The 19,048-nt window shown below is 62.2% G+C and carries 19 protein-coding genes; 5 read left to right on the forward strand and 14 right to left on the reverse strand.

Translation table 11 applies throughout. The features are described 5' to 3' along the window. Window positions 1-147: hypothetical protein (locus TZ03_RS31275; protein ID WP_177328493.1), on the forward strand; the 147-nt coding region annotated here is incomplete at its 5' end. A gap of 126 nt (window positions 148-273) precedes the next feature. Here TZ03_RS31275 and greB read toward each other — a convergent pair. The 4 genes from greB to TZ03_RS20180 form a co-directional block, all read right to left on the reverse strand. After that, a complete protein-coding gene (gene greB / locus TZ03_RS20165) occupies window positions 274-747 on the reverse strand; it encodes a transcription elongation factor GreB (RefSeq protein ID WP_051099942.1) in 474 nt (157 codons plus the stop codon). An 11-nt stretch (window positions 748-758) separates the two neighbouring features. Beyond that, window positions 759-1,067: a hypothetical protein gene (locus tag TZ03_RS20170; protein ID WP_051099943.1), complete on the reverse strand. Its 309-nt coding sequence runs from the start codon at window positions 1,065-1,067 to the stop codon at window positions 759-761. 247 nt (window positions 1,068-1,314) lie between these two features. Further along, the gene (locus TZ03_RS20175; RefSeq protein WP_051099944.1) at window positions 1,315-1,752 is read right to left on the reverse strand and encodes a DoxX family protein; all 438 of its coding nucleotides are present in this window, start codon (window positions 1,750-1,752) and stop codon (window positions 1,315-1,317) included. A gap of 112 nt (window positions 1,753-1,864) precedes the next feature. Further along, window positions 1,865-3,271, reverse strand: coding sequence for a transglycosylase SLT domain-containing protein (locus TZ03_RS20180; RefSeq protein WP_051099945.1), 1,407 nt, complete (start codon window positions 3,269-3,271; stop codon window positions 1,865-1,867). A 158-nt stretch (window positions 3,272-3,429) separates the two neighbouring features. Here TZ03_RS20180 and TZ03_RS20185 point away from each other — a divergent pair, with 158 nt between their 5' ends. The 3 genes from TZ03_RS20185 to TZ03_RS20195 all read left to right on the forward strand — a co-directional run bounded on the left by TZ03_RS20185 (window position 3,430) and on the right by TZ03_RS20195 (window position 6,365). After that, window positions 3,430-4,227 carry a TatD family hydrolase gene (locus TZ03_RS20185; protein ID WP_051099946.1) on the forward strand — a complete coding sequence of 266 codons (798 nt, stop codon included), beginning with the start codon at window positions 3,430-3,432 and terminating at the stop codon, window positions 4,225-4,227. A 215-nt stretch (window positions 4,228-4,442) separates the two neighbouring features. Continuing rightward, window positions 4,443-5,921: a methyl-accepting chemotaxis protein gene (locus tag TZ03_RS20190; protein ID WP_051099947.1), complete on the forward strand. Its 1,479-nt coding sequence runs from the start codon at window positions 4,443-4,445 to the stop codon at window positions 5,919-5,921. Window positions 5,922-5,996: 75 nt separating this feature from the next. Continuing rightward, a complete protein-coding gene (locus tag TZ03_RS20195; protein ID WP_051099948.1) occupies window positions 5,997-6,365 on the forward strand; it encodes an Mpo1-like protein in 369 nt (122 codons plus the stop codon). 125 nt (window positions 6,366-6,490) lie between these two features. Here the strand turns inward: TZ03_RS20195 and TZ03_RS20200 are convergent, their stop codons facing one another. From TZ03_RS20200 to TZ03_RS20210, 3 genes are all read right to left on the reverse strand, one after another. Next, a complete protein-coding gene (locus TZ03_RS20200) occupies window positions 6,491-7,288 on the reverse strand; it encodes an acyl-CoA thioesterase (RefSeq protein ID WP_051099949.1) in 798 nt (265 codons plus the stop codon). A gap of 77 nt (window positions 7,289-7,365) precedes the next feature. Further along, on the reverse strand, window positions 7,366-8,145 hold the full coding sequence (locus TZ03_RS20205) for a CHAD domain-containing protein (RefSeq protein WP_051099950.1): 780 nt from the start codon (window positions 8,143-8,145) through the stop codon (window positions 7,366-7,368). 14 nt (window positions 8,146-8,159) lie between these two features. Next, on the reverse strand, window positions 8,160-8,438 hold the full coding sequence (locus tag TZ03_RS20210) for a hypothetical protein (RefSeq protein WP_051099951.1): 279 nt from the start codon (window positions 8,436-8,438) through the stop codon (window positions 8,160-8,162). Window positions 8,439-8,615: 177 nt separating this feature from the next. Between TZ03_RS20210 and TZ03_RS20215 the strand changes: the two genes are divergently transcribed. Then, on the forward strand, window positions 8,616-9,656 hold the full coding sequence (locus tag TZ03_RS20215; RefSeq protein ID WP_051099955.1) for a patatin-like phospholipase family protein: 1,041 nt from the start codon (window positions 8,616-8,618) through the stop codon (window positions 9,654-9,656). A 176-nt stretch (window positions 9,657-9,832) separates the two neighbouring features. Here the strand turns inward: TZ03_RS20215 and TZ03_RS20220 are convergent, their stop codons facing one another. The 7 genes from TZ03_RS20220 to TZ03_RS20250 form a co-directional block, all read right to left on the reverse strand. After that, a complete protein-coding gene (locus TZ03_RS20220) occupies window positions 9,833-11,704 on the reverse strand; it encodes a SurA N-terminal domain-containing protein (RefSeq protein ID WP_051099952.1) in 1,872 nt (623 codons plus the stop codon). 183 nt (window positions 11,705-11,887) lie between these two features. After that, window positions 11,888-12,160, reverse strand: coding sequence for an HU family DNA-binding protein (locus TZ03_RS20225; protein ID WP_003259401.1), 273 nt, complete (start codon window positions 12,158-12,160; stop codon window positions 11,888-11,890). Between the two features lie 151 nt (window positions 12,161-12,311). Next, window positions 12,312-14,708: an endopeptidase La gene (gene lon, locus TZ03_RS20230; RefSeq protein ID WP_051099953.1), complete on the reverse strand. Its 2,397-nt coding sequence runs from the start codon at window positions 14,706-14,708 to the stop codon at window positions 12,312-12,314. Between the two features lie 164 nt (window positions 14,709-14,872). Beyond that, the gene (gene clpX, locus TZ03_RS20235; protein ID WP_025338419.1) at window positions 14,873-16,156 is read right to left on the reverse strand and encodes an ATP-dependent Clp protease ATP-binding subunit ClpX; all 1,284 of its coding nucleotides are present in this window, start codon (window positions 16,154-16,156) and stop codon (window positions 14,873-14,875) included. Between the two features lie 108 nt (window positions 16,157-16,264). Then, window positions 16,265-16,906 (reverse strand): ATP-dependent Clp endopeptidase proteolytic subunit ClpP, encoded by a 642-nt coding sequence (gene clpP, locus TZ03_RS20240; RefSeq protein ID WP_003259400.1) that lies wholly within the window; start codon window positions 16,904-16,906, stop codon window positions 16,265-16,267. Window positions 16,907-16,997: 91 nt separating this feature from the next. Beyond that, window positions 16,998-18,311, reverse strand: a complete 1,314-nt coding sequence (tig, locus tag TZ03_RS20245; protein ID WP_051099954.1) for a trigger factor — start codon at window positions 18,309-18,311, stop codon at window positions 16,998-17,000. A gap of 248 nt (window positions 18,312-18,559) precedes the next feature. Beyond that, on the reverse strand, window positions 18,560-18,859 hold the full coding sequence (locus TZ03_RS20250; protein WP_025338418.1) for a DUF6388 family protein: 300 nt from the start codon (window positions 18,857-18,859) through the stop codon (window positions 18,560-18,562). Window positions 18,860-19,048 lie beyond the last annotated feature (189 nt).

The following is a 19,048-nucleotide window of genomic DNA, read 5'->3' on the forward strand; positions in this document are numbered from 1 at the left end:
CGCTATGCCTTCGCCTTGCAATGGAGCCCGCATCCGTGGCTGCTGGTGTTGCCGCTGGCCGGGGCGCTGCTGGTGGGGGGTGCGGGGGTGTTGGGGACGCGGCGGGCGCTGAATGCCAGCCCTTTGGCGGTGCTGCGAGAGGGTTGAGGGTTACCTGTGGGGGCCTCTTCGCGGGCTCGCCCGCTCCCACAGGGATATCACAGCATCTGGAGGTTGTGCCGGACCTGTGGGAGCGGGCAAGCCCGCGAAGAGGCCCGCACAGGCATCATCAATTCACTGGCCGTAGGTGATGCTATTCACATACCAGGTCGCTTCACCGGTAGGTGTATGCACCACCACCTCATCGCCCTCCTCCTTCTTCAGCAAGGCACGGGCCATGGGCGAATCGATCGAGATGTAATCGTTGCGCCCATAGATCTCGTCATAGCCGACAATGCGAAACTTCATGCTCTCGCCCTCGTCGTTCTCGATCTCCACCCAGGCACCGAAAAACACCTTGCCCTCCTGCTGCGGCGAATAGGCCACCACCTTCACGTCCTCGAGTCGCTTGCGCAGGTAACGCACCCGGCGGTCGATTTCACGCAACAGCTTCTTGTTGTACTGGTAGTCGGCGTTTTCGCTGCGGTCCCCCAACGACGCCGCCCAGGTGACCTTCTGGGTGATTTCCGGGCGATACACCCGCCACAGGTGGTCCAGTTCTTTCTTCAGCGCCTCATGGCCTTCGGTGGTGATTATGTTGGTACTCAACAGCGCGCTCCTCAACGGCGGGTAATCAGGCCTTGGCGAGCGATGCGGGTGAGGTGGCCGATGACTTCGGCGGCTTCATCCGGCGCCGGGGCCTGGACCACGGCCAGGTCGAAACGGTCATTGCCATACTGCGCGAGATGGCAGCAGGTATCGGCAAACTGGATAAGAAAGGCACGCGCCTGGCCTTTGCGACGGGAAAGGCCTTCGAGGTGACGCAAAAGGGTAGGCTGATGTTGGCCGCCGAGCAGAATGCGCGGTGTGCGGGACGCCTGGCTGACAGGCAAAGGGCTCAAACAGACACTGGTACGTGGGCAACTCATGGAGCTTCTCTCCGCCTCGCGAATCCCGCTGGGCAGCGGTGGGAGGCGTCACCGAACCAGCGCTTTAGCGGTATTTCGGACGACCCGGAAGTGGGCTTTCCCGCGCCCCGCAAGTAGCTGTTTAAATCGGCGCAGGCGGTATGCTAGAGCGATGAGCCTGAAGTTGCAAGCCACAAGCCGCAAGCGAAAGCAGGCCGAGTATTGGCCCGCTCTTGCTTGCGGCTTGTAGCGCACAGCTTGCAGCTGGTTACCGGGCGATCAGCCGGTCGAGGGAGAAGCGGCCTGCGCCTTCGATCAGTACCGCGACGGTACCGGCCAGCAGCGCCAGGGCGAACTCATAGCCGTTGTTGGACATGAACAAGCCGTTGCCGATGTGCACCGAGAAGATCGCCACCACCAGGGTCGCCGTCAGTGCCAAGGCTGCCGGGCGGGCCAGTAGGCCGATAACCAGGGCCAGGCCGCCGAAGAATTCGGCACTGCCAGACAGCAAGGCCATCAGGTAACCCGGTGCCAGGCCGATGCTTTCCATCCACTGGCCGGTGCCTTCCAGGCCATAGCCGCCGAACACGCCGAACAGTTTTTGCGCACCATGCGCCATGAAGATGATGCCGACCAGGATGCGAATGACGCTGAGGCCAGCACCGGCGCGGGTGGAGAACAGGGCATTGAGGGTAGTGTTGTTCATGTCGAAGCATCCTTGAAACGGGAAGTTGTGTTGGGATGGGCGCCATCATAATCAATTAATCAGATGTGAAAATCGCAAAAAACCCAACATAACAATCGAATAAATCGATTTATCAGCGCTTCGCTACACGCTCCAGCACGGCACGCTCGCGGTTGAACGCCACAAAGTACTTGTTCACGCTATTGACGAAGTTGACTGGCCCCATGCCCACCTGCTCCATGGCGATGCGCTCGGTCTGGAAGAACCACTGGTTGCCGTTGAGCCCGCGCCGGCGGGCTTCGGCGCGCATGGCCTGCACCCGTTCGGGGCCGAGGTTGTAGGCCGCCAGTACGAAGGCCATGCGCTCACGTTCGTTGATCTTGGCACTGGCAAAGAACTTGCGCCGTATCAACGCCAGGTAGCGGGCACTGGCCTGGACATTGCCATCCACCGTGGCAGTGTTGCTCACCCCTACTCGCCGGGCCGCCGAAGGTGTGATCTGCATCAGGCCGTGAGCACCGCCGGCACCGCGCGCCGCCGGGTTGAGCGTCGACTCCTTGAACGCCAACGCAGCCAGGTTGAGCCAGTCGATCTGCTGTGCCTGGCCATGCTTCTGCAGCACTGCCCGCAGCGAGCTCAGGCGCTGACGATCCTTGCGGGCCAACGGGTTATGTACCCGGTACTGGCGTCGGTAGATGCGCTCGAACGCAGCGTCCTGGTTGTCCGGTGCGCGGTAGCCTTGCAGAAAGCGATCGACCGTGGCCAGCAACTGCGGTGCATCGCGCCCCACATACCAGCGCATGGCTTGCGGCGCCCCCAAGCGCACACGGCTGTCCAGGCGCAGGCGCGGCATCATCCGGGCCCAACGCCGGGCGATCGGCTGCTCGACCACGGTCAGGTGATAGATGCCGGCCTGGACCATTTCCAGCACATCCTCCACCGCCAGGGTCGAGTCAACCCATTCCACCTTGATCGGTGCCCGCTTGCGCAGTGCCAGTCGCTGGTTGACCTGCTGGATCAACGGGCCGGCGGCACTGGCGCTGGTCAAGGCCACGGTACGCCCGGACAACTGCTCGACATGGCTGAAGCTGCGCTCGCCCCTGCGCCCCACCAGCAGCAACGGCACCTGGTCGAGCACCGGCGCGCTGCTGCTGACACCCCTCACCACGCTAGGGTCGAGCAGCTCGCCCGGCGCGGCCAGGTCGCCCTCGCCACGGGCCAAGGCGCCCAACAGCTGCTCCTTGGCCCGCGGGATGAGTTTGAACTGGATCTGCTGGTCGTCGGCGGCACGGGCATTGAGGTAATGCTCCAATGCGCGCAGGCGATAGTACTCGATGCCGACCGGCTCGCCCTTGACCTCACCGGAGCTGTTGCGACTCTGGTTGACCAACACCCGCAGTACCTTGCTGGTGCGAATCTGTTGCAGGTCACGGACCTTGGCGGGCGGGATGTTCTGCTGCGGCCCTGGTAAGCGCGCGTGGGCCGGCCCCGTCAAGGTCAGCCCGAGCGTCAGCAGGAAAATGAGCCAGCATCGCAGCATGCGAGAACGTGTCCGTGGTCGGTGAGTGGCATCCATGGCGTTGCACTGCCAAGTGATAAATGACGGCAGAAGACCACGGTAACAGCATGAAGTTCTTGGTTTTTTCCGAAAAACGCGGTTTTTGCTATGCTGGCCGCCCCGCGGCACGAGATAGCACCATGCAACTGATCGATATTGGCGTCAACCTGACCAACAGCAGTTTCCACGACCAGCAGGCGGCAATCGTCGAGCGCGCCCTTGAGGCCGGGGTTACACAAATGGTGCTGACCGGCACTAGCCTGGCGGTCAGCGAACAGGCGCTGGAACTGTGCCAGCAGCTCGATGCAAGCGGCGCGCACCTGTTCGCCACCGCAGGCGTACACCCCCACGATGCCAAGGCCTGGGATGCCAGCAGCGAACGTCAGTTGCGCCAGCTGCTGAATGAGCCACGTGTGCGGGCCGTGGGCGAATGCGGGCTGGATTTCAACCGCGACTTCTCCCCTCGCCCGCTGCAGGAAAAAGCCCTGGAAGCCCAGCTGGCACTGGCCACCGAACTGCGTCTGCCAGTGTTCCTGCACGAACGCGACGCCAGCGAGCGCTTGCTGGCGATTCTCAAGGACTACCGCGACCACCTGACTGGTGCGGTGGTGCACTGCTTTACCGGCGAACGCGACGCGCTGTTCGCCTACCTGGACATGGACCTGCACATCGGTATTACCGGCTGGATCTGCGACGAACGCCGCGGAACCCACCTGCATCCGCTGATGGGCAATATTCCCGAGGGGCGCTTGATGCTGGAGAGCGATGCGCCTTACCTGCTGCCACGCAGCCTGCGGCCCAAGCCGAAGAACGGGCGCAACGAGCCGGCGTTCCTGCCGGAGGTACTGCGCGAAGTGGCCTTGCATCGGGGTGAGTCGGCCGAGCATACGGCGGCGCATACTACCGCCACCGCGCGGGCGTTTTTCCAGCTCCCCTGAACCTGTAATGGTCCTATCGCCGGCAAGCCAGCTCCCACAGGTTATTCACTGCCCTCAAGAGCGGCGCTGTACTGTAGGAGCTGGCTTGCCGGCGATAGGGCCATTACAGGCGGCAGACTTTTCTTGATGCAAATCAACAGCGGCCATGGCTGGCGCAGGCACAATGATGGCACCTTGCCAATATTGTTTCCGCTCAACTCAGAGAAGACCTGCCCATGGGTGCCTGGCTTAGCAATGTTTCCCTGAAGTACAAGTTCTGGGCCGTCAACGCGGTGGCCTTTGTCACGACCTTACTGCTGGTGCTCTATGCCGTGCACCTGGAGCAGCGCGCCCGCGCCGAAGCGGCGCAGGCCCAGGCCGCGGCACAAGCCCAGCTGTTAGCCGCCTGGCCAGCCGGGCAGCCACTGCCCCGCCCGGCCAATGTCATCAGTTGGTCGACAGGGCAGACGCCTACCTTCGCCGGTGAAGCCCTCGATGCCCTGCGCAATGCCCAGGGCTGGGTCGAACTGCCCGCGGCCTGGCTGCTCGGCGACAACCCCTTGCGCGGCGCGCAGGTGCTACGCAACGGCGACCAGCAAATGGCCGTGCTGGCCCAAGCGCCAAGCCTGCGCCAGGTGTTCGTCGACCGGTTCAGCAATTACGCGGTGTGCGTGCTGATCCTGATGCTGGCCATGCTCTGCGCCTCGCAGTTGCTGATCCGCTTCCTGCTCAGCCAGCTCAACACCCTCAAGGACGTGATGCTGCACGTGGAGAAGACCGGCGACCTGTCGGCCCGCGTACCGCTGGCCTGTGGCGATGAGGTCGGCCAGATGGCCGGGGCCTTCAACGCCATGCAGACCACCTACCACCGCGTGGTCAGCACTGTCGCCCATACCGCTGCACAGCTGGACTCGGGCGCCGCGCGCCTGGCAGCAAGCATGAGCGACGTGCGCCACGGCATGCTCGGCCAGCAGAGCGAGACCGACCAGGCCGCCACCGCCATCAACGAAATGTCGGCGACAGTGCATCACATTGCCCAGCATGCCGGCGCTACCCGTGACCTGTCACAAACAGCCGACACCCTGGCTGGCAGCGGCAAAGAGGTGGTCAGCCGGGTCCAGGATTCGATTTCCGGGCTGTCCAGCGGTGTGCAGCAGACCGCCGAGATGATTCGCCAATTGGCCGAAGACAGCCAGAAGATCAACGGCGTGGTCAATGTGATCCACAGCATCGCCGAGCAAACCAACCTGCTGGCGCTCAATGCCGCCATCGAAGCAGCGCGCGCCGGCGACCTGGGCCGTGGCTTCGCGGTGGTAGCCGATGAAGTGCGCAACCTGGCCAAGCGGGTGCAAACCTCCACCGACGAAATCACCACCATGGTCTCCGCCCTGCAGTCGGGCACCCGCGATGCGGTGGAATTCATGCAGGAAAGCTCGTACAAGGCCGACGACTGCGTCAAGCAGGCCCGGGAAGCCGGTGAAGCGCTGGCCGAGATTACCGGCGCCGTGGCCCAGATGCGCGAAAGCAACACCCAGATTGCCGTGGCTGCCGAGCAGCAAAGCCAGGTGGCCGAGGAAATGAACCGTGCCGTGGTGAGCATCCGCGATGTCACCGAACAGACCGTGCAGCAGACGGTCGGCTCGGCGACCACCAGCAGCGAACTGGCGACCCTGGCCGGCGAGCTGAACAAGGCCATTGGCCAGCTCAAGCTATAGTCACCATAGCCAGCTTCGATTGGCCCCCGCCCGGGGGCCGCACTAAGCTTTGAGCATGACCGTGAGGAAATGCCCATGAGCAAACGCCTGCCCAACCTGCCCGCCTGGCAATGGCGCGGCTACCACCACAACCACCGCCACCCGGCCAACCTGGTGCTGCACCTGATCGCCGTACCGCTGTTCATCCTTGGCGCGCTGTTGATTCTATCCGGCCTGTTCGGCCTCGACCTGGGCCAGATAGCGGTTGGCATCATTGCCTTGATCGCCGCCCTGGGCCTGCAGCGCCAGGGCCACCGCCTGGAGGCCGAGCAGCCCGAGCCCTTCGCCAACCGCAAGGACGCCGTACAGCGCCTGTTGACCGAACAGTTCATCACTTTTCCGCGCTTTGTGCTGAGCGGGGCCTGGTGGAAGGCTTGGCGGGAGCGGCACAAGCATCGGCATTGATGTTATCGGGGCTGCTTTGCAGCCCTTTCGCGACACAAGGCCGCTCCCACAGGTACTGCACGCCGCCTGCGCCTGTGGGAGCGGCCTTGTGTCGCGATAGGAGCGCACAGCGCTCCCAGGATCGATCAGGCAAAAACGGTGACCGTCTGCCTGCTCAAGGCCAGCAACTCGCCCTCCGCCGTCCACAACGCTGCGGCAGCGTGCCCATAGCCATCCCGCGCATGCTCCGTCTCCACGCAATAACGGCACCAATCCAGGGTCGACAGTTTCGCCGTGGGCTGGATGAACTCGATAGTCCAGGTCAGCGTACTACCCGCAGCCGGCTGCTTGAGAAACGGCATCAGGCTCGGCGGCCAGGCGTCGACCAACGCCAGCAAGTGCGCCTCGTTGACCTGCTCTTCAGCCACATCCCGCAAACGCACCCAGCCGCCCATCTTGCGCGACTGATTGCCACTGAACGGCAGCCCGCCCACGGCCCAGCGCAAGGCCACGTGGCGCATGAACTCTGGGGTGACGCCCTTGATGTAAGGCAGCTCGGGGGCAGCATCTTCCAGCGCTTTCATTTCCACCGCAGGCAACGCCGGCACCTCGACTACCGAAGGCCGCCCCGCCCCGAAATTGCCCTGCACCAGCGTCACCACCTGGTCGCCCTGGACAGCGCGCCCCAGCAAGGTGCTGACCGCCTTGCCTTCACGCAGCACCTCCACCTCGAAGCGGATTGGTACATCTGCCGCTGCCGGGGCCACGAAGCTGATGGCCAGCGAACGCACCGGGCGGCTATCGGAGAGTTTCAGGCGCATGGCTTCATACACCATCGCCGCCATCAGCCCGCCAAAGGCCGCACGGCCCTGGGCCCAGGTGGGCGGGATGCTGACAGCATCGGGGTTGGCCCGCACGGCGTCGAGCAATTGGTTGAAATTCATTGGGCGGCTCCTGCCTACAGCGAAAAAGGTCTGCCCATCCTAGCCAGCAAACCTCGGGCGATCAGCCCGCATATCGGTCATTTTTCGGGCTTGCGCCGCACCAGCGCCTGCTGCAGGGCATCCAGCGTCAAATCCGACAGGCGCTCCGCCTCATGCAACTCCTGCTCCCAGGCGACTTTGCACGGCGCCAGGTCAGCCTGCTCACGCGCCTGCAGCAACCACTGCAGACGATCGTGCCAATCGCCCAGGTCGCCCTGCGCCTTTTTCAACAAGCGCTGCAGTTTTTTGCCCGCATGATCGAGTTGCGGGTAAGCCTCGTCGCCATAACGTACACGCTTGATCAGCAAGCGCAGACGGTGGCGATCGTGGGCTGGGTCCTGCAGGGCTTTGTGCAATTTGCGCCACTGCTTGACCAGGCGCTTGTCGATGCGCTTGCCCAGCGACTTGACCAGGCCCTCTCGGCCAGCCGCACGCAAGAACAGCGGAAACGCGTCGACAATCGCCAGCACCCGGGCCAGCTGCGGGCTGGCAGCGACGCTGGCGAAAGTGCGCGCACGCCCTTCCAGGCGCCGCTGCCCGGCCTCGGCATAACCGCGCCCGACCAGTTCGGCCGCCAGCACCTCGCGGTCACGCAGCGGCGTGGTCAGGGCACCCAACGCCTTGGCGGCATCTTCCAGCTGTTCCACCCCAGGCAGACCGCGCAACGGCCGCAGCAGGCTCCGCAGGCGCCGCAGGGTGGTGCGCAGGTCGTGCAAGGCCTCGCTGTCGGTGTCGGCAGCCAGGCGTTCGCGGCAGGCCAGCAGGCGCACCTGCAAGGCCAGTATGCGGGCAACCACATGGTCGAGCATGGCAGACATACGATGCTCCTTGGTCAGCGCCCGGCGCGAGACTCACGAATGTAGAAACGCGCCTTTTCGGCTTTGCGGGTACAGCTCTCGTAGCCTTCGAACTGCTGCTGGGTCTTGGCCCCGGTCAGCAGCGACAAGGCCTTGGAGTAACTCACGGCGCCGGCAAAGCCTTCGGCCTTGGCCAGGTCCAGTTCCTTCCAGGCGGCATCCAGCTGGTTCGCGCAGCTGTCGCGGTAGGCCGTCTTGCCCGCACAGCCAGCAAGGGCCAAGGCAATCAGTGGAAGGCAGATCCAGGCTTTCATTAGCAATACCTCAATGGGAAAAACGGTGGCTGTTCGACGCCCCGACAGTTGAAAAGTGCCCTGCCCAGCCGGCCTTGCCAGCCAGCTTTATTACAGTAGCTCAGCGCGATCTACATTGAAGCACAGGCAGCGATGGGTGCATTGTAGGACCATGGTTGCACTGGTTGGGGAATGCTCATGAGTAAACGCGTGGCACTGGTACTGGGATCGGGTGGAGCCCGGGGGTACGCACATATTGGCGTGATCGAGGAAATCGAGCGCCGCGGCTACGACATCGCCTGCGTCGCCGGCTGTTCCATGGGCGCGGTCATTGGCGGTATCTATGCCGCCGGCAAGCTGGACGACTACCGCAACTGGATCGAGAGCCTCGACTACCTGGACGTGCTGCGCCTGGTCGATGTCAGCTTTCGCCTTGGCGCGATTCGTGGCGACAAGGTGTTCGGGCAGATCCGCAAGATCGTCGGCGAGATCAACATCGAGCAACTGCGCATCCCTTACACGGCGGTTGCCGCCGACCTCACCAACCAGCAGGAAATCTGGTTCCAGGAGGGCTGCCTGCACCAGGCCATGCGTGCTTCGGCGGCCATCCCCAGCCTGTTCACACCAGTGATGCAGGGTAACCGCATGCTGGTCGACGGTGGCATCCTCAATCCGCTGCCGATCGTGCCGGTGGTGTCCAGCCATTGCGACCTGATCATCGCGGTCAACCTCAACGCCACCAACCAGAAACAGTACCAGTTGCCGGTGATCGAACGCCCGGCGGCGTTCAAGATGCGTTTCGATGCCTTACTGAGTTCGCTGGGTTCACGCTTGCCGTTCCGGCGCAAGCCGGCAGAAGAACTGATCCGCATCGAACAGGAAATCGTCGCCGAAGGGCTGGCACCGCCAAGCCCGTGGCTGACCGATGCCGCCGACCCGGAAGCCCAGCAACCGGCGGCCGCACCGGAGCGCGAGGGCGCGCCCAAATCGGCGACCGGCTCGTTCATCATCGACAACGTGGGGCCCGCTTCGCTGCTGGATTTGATCAACCAGAGCTTCGAAGTGATGCAAACGTCGCTGGCGCAGTACAAGATCGCCGGTTACCCGCCCGATGTGCTGATCAACGTACCCAAGCGGGTGTGCCGGTTCTTCGAGTTCTACAAGGCGCCAGAGCTGATTGCCCTGGGACGGGAGATTGCGCGGGATACGCTGGACAGTTATGAGGGGGTGAAGCGGTAAGCCTTGTATTGCCAGTAGGGGCCTCATCGCCGGCAAGCCAGCTCCCACAGGTATCACACAGGCCTCAAGCATTGTGGAGTACCTGTGGGAGCTGGCTTGCCGGCGATGAGGCCAGTACTGGCACCACAAATAAAACAGGCCGCACGGGGCGGCCTGTTTGTCATGCAGCGATCACCTTAGTAACGGGTGATATCCGCATTAGCTTCCAGCTGCTTGCGGTAGGCCGCGAAGTCCTGCTGGCCAGCACGCGATGCGAGGTAGCGGCGGATCTGCTGCTTCTCTTCGTCAGTGGCGGCAGCGCCTTCGTTGACGCCCTTGAGCTGCAGCACCACCAGGCTACCGTCACGCAGCACTACGCTGCCATACACCGGCTTGTCCTGGGCTTGCGGCTTGCCCAGGCGGAACAGCGCCTGCAGTTCGGCCGGGTCAATACCGTCCTCGCCCCGGGTGACTGCCTCATAAGCCTTCCAGCCCTGCCCTTCATGCACGCTGCCCGCTGCGATGGAACCGTCACGCAGGCCGGCGATCAGCTTGTCCGCCTTGCTCTTGAGCGCGGCAGTCGCCTTCTCTTTGGCCAGTTGTTCGCTGATGTTGCTGGCCACGGCTTGCAGCGGCAGTTGCTCCGGCTTGCGGTGCTCCTTGACGCGCAGTACCACGGTGGTTTCCGGGTCGAGCTCGATGGCGGTGCTGTTGGCACCTTCCTCCAGCACTTCTTCGGAGAACGCTGCCTGCACCACCGAACGGTTGGCCGTGATGCCTTCACCACCCTCACGACCGAAGGCTGCGGAGGTATGCACCTTCAGGTTCAGGTCCTGGGCCGGCTGGGCCAGGTCGGAAGCCTCGTAGGCGGCATCCTGCAATTGCTTGCTGGCGTCGACGTAACGCTGCTCGACCAGCGGGGTCTTCAGGTCGCGGGTCAGCTTGTCCTTCAGGCTGGCGAAGCTCGGCACTTCCGGCGCCTGAACGCCCAACAGCTTGATCAGGTGGTAGCCGAACTCGGTGCGCACCGGCGCCGATACCTGGCCGTCCTGCAGCTTGTACAGCGCGTCCTCGAACGCCGGGTCATAGACGCCCGGGCCGGCGAAGCCGAGGTCGCCACCAGTGTTGGCCGAACCCGGGTCCTGGGAGAACTCCTTGGCCAGCGCGAAGAAGTCTTCACCCTTGGCCAGACGCTGCTCGATCTCTTCGGCGCGGGCCTTGGCCTGGGCGTCGCTGACCTTGTCATTGACCTCGATGAGGATGTGCGCGGCATGGCGCTGCTCGGCGAGGTTGGCGATTTCCTTCTCGTACTGGGCCTTGAGCTCTTCGTCAGTCACTTTGACCTGGTCGAAGAACACCGACTTTTTCAGCTCGATGTAGTCGATCACCACCTGGTCAGGCGACATGAACTCCTTGGCGTGCTGGTCGTAGTGCGCCTTGACTTCTTCATCGCTGACCTTGACCGCAGCCGGGTCGGCCTTGAAGGTCAAGGAGGCGAAGTCACGGGTCTGCTTCTCCAGGCGAGCGAAGGCATCGACCTGCTGGTCGGTGACAAAGCTGCTGCCGGCCAGGCCGGTGCGCAGCTGGCCGATGAGCATTTCCTCGGCCAGCATGTCGCGGAACTGCATGCGCCCGTAGCCCATCTGGCGGATGACCTGGTCGAAACGGTCGGCATTGAACTTGCCGTCCACCTGGAATTCCGGCGTTTGCAGGATCACCTGGTCCAGCGCCGCCTCGGAGAAGGCGAACTTGGCATCTTCGGCGCCTTGCAGCAGCAGCTTGCGGCTGATCAGCCCCTTGAGCGCCTCTTCACGGAGCAACTTGTCATCCAGCAGCGCTGGATCGAAATCCTTGCCCAGCTGTTGCATCAGCTGGCGGCGCTGCATGTCGGCCGCCTGGCTCAGCTCGTTCTGGCTGATGGTCTGGCCGTTCACCTTGGCGGCATCCTGGCTATGGGAGGAGGCCTGGAAAATGGCTTCAAAGCCGGTCAACGCCATCAACACGACGATAAGGCCGATGATGGTCTTGGCAATCCAACCTTGTGAATTGTCCCTGATATTTTGCAGCATGCGTCCCCCAGAAACGGCTGTACCACTGCGTCGACAACCGCGGAGCGTGGGTAGAATCCTGATAAAAGAAAGGCGCATCCGAGGATGCGCCTTTTCTTAGCAAACGTGTCAGGCGGGAACGTTTGCGACCCGCCATCACCGTGCTCGGACCCGGCCAGGCCTGGTCCGGCTGAAAGAGACGACTTAGTTGACGGCGTCTTTCAGGCCTTTGCCAGCTTTGAAGCCTGGAACCTTGGCGGCAGCGATCTTGATCGCGTTACCGGTTTGCGGGTTACGGCCGGTGCGCTCTGCACGCTCCTTGACCGAGAAGGTACCGAAGCCAACCAGTACCACATCGTCACCTTGCTTCAGGGCGCCGGTGACGGATTCGATGACTGCGTCCAGCGCACGGCCGGCTACGGCTTTCGGGATGTCAGCAGATGCGGCGATAGCGTCAATCAGTTCCGACTTGTTCACTCTAAGTCCCCTTATTCTCTATTGAGTTTGTTTCTAAGTATGTAATGAAAAGCTTATGAAACGCGCGCTGGGTGGCCTGATGACAATAGCGTGCCGCTTTATAGCAAGGCCCCGAAAAAACTGTCAAGAAAAGCCCCCCAGCCAAAAACTACTAATGCGTGCTGATTCTTTCCTTAGCATCGCCGTCGCGCTTTTCATCTTTCGCGACAATCTCCGGAGCCACATCTGGCAAGGGCTCCGGGGCGTATTGCAGCGCAATTTGCAGGACTTCGTCAATCCATTTGACCGGTTTGATCTGAAGATCCTGTTTGATATTTTCCGGAATCTCCTTCAGGTCGCGAACATTCTCCTCGGGAATGATCACCGTCTTGATCCCGCCACGGTGTGCCGCCAGCAGTTTTTCCTTCAGCCCGCCAATGGCCAGCACCTGGCCACGCAGGGTGATTTCGCCGGTCATGGCCACGTCGGCACGTACCGGAATCTGCGTCAGCGCCGACACCAGCGCGGTGCACATGCCGATACCGGCGCTCGGGCCATCCTTCGGCGTGGCGCCTTCAGGCATGTGGATATGCACGTCATGCTTCTCGTGGAAGTCGGCGGCGATTCCCAGGCTGCGGGCGCGGCTGCGCACCACGGTCTGCGCGGCGGTGATCGACTCGACCATGACATCGCCCAGCGAGCCGGTCTTGATCAACTGGCCCTTGCCGGGGATGACCACCGCCTCGATGGTCAGCAATTCGCCGCCCACCTGGGTCCAGGCCAGGCCGGTGACCTGGCCGATCTGGTCCTGCTGCTCGGCCAGGCCGTAGCGGAACTTGCGCACGCCCAGCAGGTGTTCCAGCTGCTCGCTGGCCACCTTGACCTTGACCTGCTTCTGCCCGGTATGTTCCTTGACCACCTTGCGGCAGACCTTGGCGATTTGCCGCTCCAGGCCACGCACACCGGCTTCGCGGGTGTAGTAGCGGATGATGTCGCGGATCGCCGAGACGTCGACCTCCAGCTCTTCCACCTTCAGGCCGTTGGCCTTGACCTGCTTGGGCACCAGGTACTTGACCGCGATGTTGATCTTCTCGTCCTCGGTGTAGCCCGGCAGGCGGATGACTTCCATCCGGTCGAGCAGCGCCGGGGGGATGTTCATCGAGTTCGAGGTGCACAGGAACATCACGTCCGAAAGGTCGTAGTCGACCTCCAGATAGTGGTCGTTGAAGTTGTGGTTCTGCTCCGGATCGAGCACTTCCAGCAGTGCCGAGGCCGGGTCGCCGCGCATGTCGCTGCCCATCTTGTCGATTTCGTCAAGCAGGAACAGCGGGTTGCGCACGCCCACCTTGGTCATCTTCTGGATCAGGCGGCCGGGCATGGAACCGATATAGGTACGGCGGTGGCCACGGATCTCGGCCTCGTCACGCACGCCACCCAGGGCCATGCGCACGAACTTGCGGTTGGTGGCGGCGGCGATCGACTCGGCCAGCGAGGTCTTGCCAACGCCAGGCGGGCCAACCAGGCACAGCACCGGGCCACGGATTTTCTTGACGCGCTTTTGCACGGCAAGGTACTCGAGGATGCGTTCCTTGACCTCTTCCAGGCCATAGTGGTCGGCATCGAGGATTTCCTCGGCCTTGGCCAGGTCCAGGCGTACCTTGCTCTGGGCCTTCCACGGCACCTGCACCAGCCAGTCGAGGTACGAACGCACCACGGTGGCCTCGGCCGACATCGGCGACATCTGCTTGAGCTTGTTCAGCTCGGCCTGGGCCTTGGCCAGGGCATCCTTGGGCAGGCCAGCGGCTTCGATGCGCTTTTTCAGCTCTTCGACTTCGTTGTGGCCTTCGTCGCCATCGCCGAGCTCTTTCTGAATGGCCTTCATCTGCTCATTCAGGTAGTACTCGCGCTGGCTGCGCTCCATCTGCTTCTTGACCCGGCCGCGAATGCGCTTTTCGACCTGCAGCAGGTCGATTTCGGCATCCAGCAGCGCCAGCACGTGCTCGACACGGGTCGGCAGGTCGACGATTTCGAGGATTTCCTGCTTCTGCTCGATCTTCAGGGCCATGTGCGCGGCCATGGTGTCGACCAGGCGCCCTGGCTCCTCGATGCTGTTCAGCGAAGACAGCACTTCGGCGGGGACTTTCTTGCCCAACTGCACGTACTGCTCGAATTGCGACAGCAGCGTGCGCACGAACACTTCCGACTCGCGCTCGGCGGCGTCGGCTTCGTCGATCAGGGAGACTTCGGCACGGATATGCCCTTCTACTTCGGTGAACCGTTCGACGGCGCCACGCTGCTCGCCCTCGACCAGCACCTTGACAGTGCCATCGGGCAGTTTCAGTAGTTGCAGCACGGTGGCGACGGTGCCAACGCGGTACAGGGCGTCTTCGCCCGGGTCGTCATCGGCTGGGTTCTTCTGGGCCAGCAGCAGGATCTGCTTTTCGCCCGTCATCGCCGCCTCCAGGGCTTCGATGGACTTTTCGCGCCCCACGAACAGCGGGATAACCATGTGCGGGTAAACAACGACATCGCGCAATGGCAAAAGAGGCAAGTCGAGGGTGGTCTTCATGATTTCGCCTCTACAGCGGCCTTATGGCCGGAAACCGGTGGAAATGATGCTTGGACCTAATGTGGGGGCACGCTTGGGAAATTACAAGCGCTAGCGCAGGAAAAGCAGAAAGGGGCCCGTAGGCCCCCTTCTTGCTTGCAACCGTGAACCGGCCTTTGCCTGAATCAGGCGTCTGGCGCGGCCTTGGCTTGCGGCTCGCTGTTCTCGTAGATCATCAGCGGCTGCGAGGTGCCATCGATGACGCTCTCGTCGATAACCACCTTGCTGACATCCTTCTTCGAAGGGATCTCATACATGGTGTCGAGCAGCACGCCTTCAAGGATCGAACGCAGGCCACGAGCACCGGTCTTGCGCTCCAGGGCCTTGCGTGCAACGGCCTTGAGCGCATCGCTGCGGAACTCGAGGTCGACGCTTTCCATCTCGAACAGCTTGGCATACTGCTTGGTCAGGGCGTTCTTCGGCTCGGTGAGGATCTGCATCAATGCAGCCTCGTCCAGTTCGTCGAGGGTAGCCAGTACCGGCAGACGGCCGACGAATTCCGGAATCAGGCCAAACTTGACCAGATCGTCCGGCTCGACCTCACGCAGGGACTCGCCAACCTTCTTGCCCTCTTCCTTGCTGCGCACTTCGGCACCAAAACCGATGCCACCCTTGGTGGAGCGGTTCTGGATGACCTTTTCCAGGCCCGAGAACGCGCCACCGCAGATGAACAGGATGTTGCGGGTATCAACCTGCAGGAATTCCTGTTGCGGGTGCTTGCGGCCGCCTTGCGGCGGCACCGAGGCCACAGTGCCCTCGATCAGCTTCAGCAGTGCCTGCTGCACGCCCTCGCCCGAAACGTCACGGGTGATGGACGGGTTGTCCGACTTGCGCGAGATCTTGTCGATTTCGTCGATGTAGACGATGCCCATCTGGGCCTTTTCCACGTCGTAGTCGCACTTCTGCAACAGCTTCTGGATGATGTTCTCGACGTCCTCACCCACATAACCGGCTTCGGTCAGGGTGGTGGCGTCAGCAATGGTGAACGGTACGTTCAACAGGCGTGCAAGGGTTTCGGCGAGCAGGGTCTTGCCCGAGCCGGTTGGCCCGATGAGCAGGATGTTGCTCTTGCCGAGTTCGACCTCGTCACCCTTCTTGTCACGCTGGTTCAGGCGCTTGTAGTGGTTGTACACCGCTACGGCAAGCACCTTCTTCGCGCGCTCCTGACCAATCACGTACTGGTCCAGGATGCCGCTGATTTCTTTCGGCGAAGGCAATTTGTGCGCGCTGCTCTCGGCCTGGGCTTCCTGCACCTCCTCACGGATGATGTCATTGCACAGGTCGACGCACTCGTCGCAGATAAATACCGAGGGCCCGGCAATCAGTTTGCGTACTTCGTGCTGGCTTTTGCCGCAGAAGGAGCAATAAAGCAATTTGCCGCTGTCCTCGCCGTTACGGGTGTCAGTCATTCGATCGATCCAATCCGGTAGGCTTGCAACACAAGATGAAGGCAATTGCGGGCTTTTTCAAGTCCGCAGGTAGGCGCTTTGGGCGCCTACCTGCTCTGGCACCCCGGTTCAGGAGGCCAGTTGCCGCTTGTCGTAGACCGAGTCGATCAGGCCGTACTCGGCCGCGCGCGAGGCGCTCATGAAGTTGTCACGCTCGGTGTCGCGCTTGATGGTCTCGAGGTCCTGGCCGGTGTGATAGGCCAGCAGCTCGTTCAGGCGGGCCTTGATATTGAGGATTTCCTGGGCGTGGATCTCGATATCGGTGGCCTGACCCTGGAAGCCGCCCAGCGGCTGGTGGATCATCACGCGCGAGTTCGGCAGGCAGTGACGCTTGCCCTTGGCACCCGCAGCCAGCAGGAAGGCGCCCATGCTGCAGGCCTGGCCGATGCAGATGGTCGAGACGTCCGGCTTGATGAACTGCATGGTGTCGTAGATCGACATGCCGGCAGTGACGGAGCCACCCGGCGAGTTGATGTACAGATGGATATCCTTGTCCGGGTTTTCCGCCTCGAGGAACAGCAGTTGCGCCACCACGAGGTTGGCCATGTAGTCTTCTACCGGGCCAACCAGGAAGATCACACGCTCCTTCAACAGGCGCGAGTAGATGTCGTAAGCGCGTTCGCCGCGGGCGGACTGCTCGATAACCATCGGGACCAGGCCGCCTGCGGCCTGGATGTCAGAGCTCTGCTGAATATAAGAATTGCGGGACATGTCCTGCGCTCACTCCCAAATAGTCATGGCTTGAATACGCACAAGCCAGCTCGAAGGCTGGCTTGTGGGGGTTTCCTACGAGAGAAGCCTGTTACTCAGCGTCGGCAGGAGCCTGAGCTGGTTTAACGGCATCTTCGTACGAGACCGACTTGTCGGTCACAGTCGCTTTCTGCAGAACAGTATCTACAACTTGCTCTTCCAGCACAACCGAACGCACTTCGTTCAGTTGCTGGTCATTCTTGTAGTACCAGGCGATGACCTGCTCAGGCTCTTGGTAAGCCGAAGCCATTTCTTCGATCATTTCGCGAACCTTGCCTTCGTCCGGCTTCAGTTCGAACTGCTTGACCACTTCGGCCACGATCAGGCCCAGCACCACACGGCGCTTGGCTTGCTCTTCGAACAGCTCGGCCGGCAGTTGCTCTGGCTTGATGTTGCCGCCGAACTGCTGAACTGCCTGCACGCGCAGACGGTTGACTTCGTTTTCCAGCAGGGCTTTCGGCACTTCGATCGGGTTGGCGGCCAGCAGACCGTCCATGACTTGGTTCTTCACCTTGGCCTTGATGGCCTGGCGCAGTTCACGCTCCATGTTCTTGCGAACTTCGGCGCGGAAGCCTTCCAGGGTCGATTCCTTGATGCCGAACTGGGCGAAGAACTCTTCGTTCAATTCTGGCAGGACAGGAGCCGAAACGCTGTTGACGGTGATGGTGAACTCGGCGGCTTTGCCAGCCAGGTCCAGGTTCTGGTAGTCCTCTGGGAAAGTCACGTTGACCACGCGCTCTTCGCCAGCCTTGGCGCCCACCAGGCCGTCTTCGAAGCCAGGGATCATGCGGCCGGAGCCCAGTACCAGCTGGGTGCCCTTGGCCGAACCACCGGCGAACGCTTCACCGTCGACCTTGCCGACGAAATCGATGTTGACCTGGTCGTCGTTCTGCGCAGCACGCTCGACGGCTTCGAAGCGGGTGTTCTGCTTGCGCAGTACTTCCAGCATGTTGTCCAGGTCGGCGTCAACCACTTCGGCGCTCAGGCGCTCGACGTTGATCGACTCGAGGCCGGCAACGGTGAACTCAGGGAACACTTCGAAGATGGCGACGAATTCCAGGTCCTTGCCCTTTTCGAAGGACTTCGGCTCTACCGCCGGGGCGCCAGCCGGGTTCAGCTTCTGCTCGACGATGGCCTCGTAGAAGGAAGCCTGGACCAGGTCACCGAAAGCCTCTTGACGGGCATCGGCTTCGAAACGCTGACGGATCACGCTCATCGGCACTTTGCCTGGGCGGAAGCCCGCAACCTTGGCACGACGGGCAGTCTGTTGCAGACGCTTGTTGACTTCGTTCTCGACGCGCTCGGCCGGAACGGCGATGGTCATGCGGCGCTCGAGAGCGGAAGTGTTTTCAACAGAAACTTGCATGGATATTCCTCGTTGCACAGACGTTAGCCGGCGTTAGCCCGACTCCAGAATCAAGGGCAAACATTCTAGTGAGTCACGCAGCAGAAGTCACCCCACTCGGGACGACGGGAAACCACGCCGGTCGATTAACTTTCAAGGCCCGCACGGCATACCGCCGAGCCTGCTTCCAATAGGGGCCGCACGACGCCCGGGGCGCCCTGCAGCCGAAATACCTTGTCAAACAACTGCCAGCAACGAATTCGCTGCCTTTATTCAGGGTCGATTTCGTTGAACTGGCAATACTCTTCCCATTCCATCCCCAGCGCCTCGGCTACCTCGCGGTGCGTCTCCAGGCGCATGGCCTGCAATTGCTCCGGGGTTTCGGCGATCAACTGCAGCGCCAGCTCCCAGGGCTGGATGCCCTGCTCCTCGGCCGCATCCTCGAACGCCCACTCGATCTGCTGCGCCTGCTCGCGCGCATCCAACTCGCGGATCTCTTCGAGCAACTGCGGGTTGGCTTCGGCAAAGCGCTGTAGCGCCAGGGCCTGACGGGCTTCTTTTGCAATCATCGGGCTGTTCCTCTGCCGGCCAACTGGGCCGGTGTTTCAACCGGCTGAAATCTAACAGCTTTTATTGGGGTGTCACCAGAGGATTGCAAGGGGGAATTGCGAAGGTTTTGGCTTGAGTCTTGTGGCGCCTGTGAGATCGAGCGCCGCCCGCGCGGCGCTTCGCGGCACAAGGCCGCTCCCACATTTGTT

Source organism: Pseudomonas sp. 10-1B, from assembly GCF_000935045.1.
Taxonomy (GTDB): domain Bacteria; phylum Pseudomonadota; class Gammaproteobacteria; order Pseudomonadales; family Pseudomonadaceae; genus Aquipseudomonas.